Here is a 645-nt window from a genome sequence, read left to right on the forward strand (position 1 = left end):
AAAACGCGGTTGCAAAATCAGGCAAAAAAACGGATTCTTGAGGCCCTTCGAAATCGCGTTTCGGGGCCATTCCAAGTGGCCTCATTACGCCGATCATCCCCGGCTCGATTACGCCGATCCGTGACAACAGCCCAAGGGACCGCGCGGTCACACCGTGGATTGGATCAACAGAAGCATACGGGGAAGCAATGATCGAAATTGCATACACAAAGCGGCGAATCGCGAAGTGCGTAGCGTACAGCGATCTGATCGACGATAAATCGCTGCTAGACAGAAAAACTCGAGATGCCGCCGCGTCGCGAACATTAAGCGCGATTAACTCCGACACGCTTTTTCAAAAAGACCTAAAGCATATAACCATTAGAGGGAAAAATGCCTACGCGTGCGCAAACATTGAGCAAGCCCTGGCAACGAGACTCATCTCAAAGAATATAAAAGCCAATTACAAAATAAGGCCACAAAATCGAAACATAATAATCAGGAACTTAATTTCCTCGCTACGAGAAAGCAGCCCCTATAACGCATTCCATTACACACAAGTCTGCTGCTCGAGCTCACGCGCGTATCTGATACCAGCAGCAAAATCCACCACGCGCTGCATGCCTAGCCAGATGGTCTTGACGCCAGGCTCGCCGTCGCCTTTGC

2 protein-coding genes are annotated in these 645 nt (G+C 50.1%); both read right to left on the bottom strand.

The features are described 5' to 3' along the window. A partial coding sequence (locus tag GWC77_RS29295) for a hypothetical protein (protein ID WP_217283464.1) occupies positions 1-328 on the bottom strand: 328 nt, incomplete at its 3' end. Positions 329-529: 201 nt separating this feature from the next. Next, positions 530-645: IS4 family transposase (locus tag GWC77_RS30160; RefSeq protein ID WP_173261287.1), on the bottom strand; the 116-nt coding region annotated here is incomplete at its 5' end.

This window comes from Paraburkholderia sp. NMBU_R16, from assembly GCF_013282575.1.
Lineage (GTDB): Bacteria > Pseudomonadota > Gammaproteobacteria > Burkholderiales > Burkholderiaceae > Trinickia.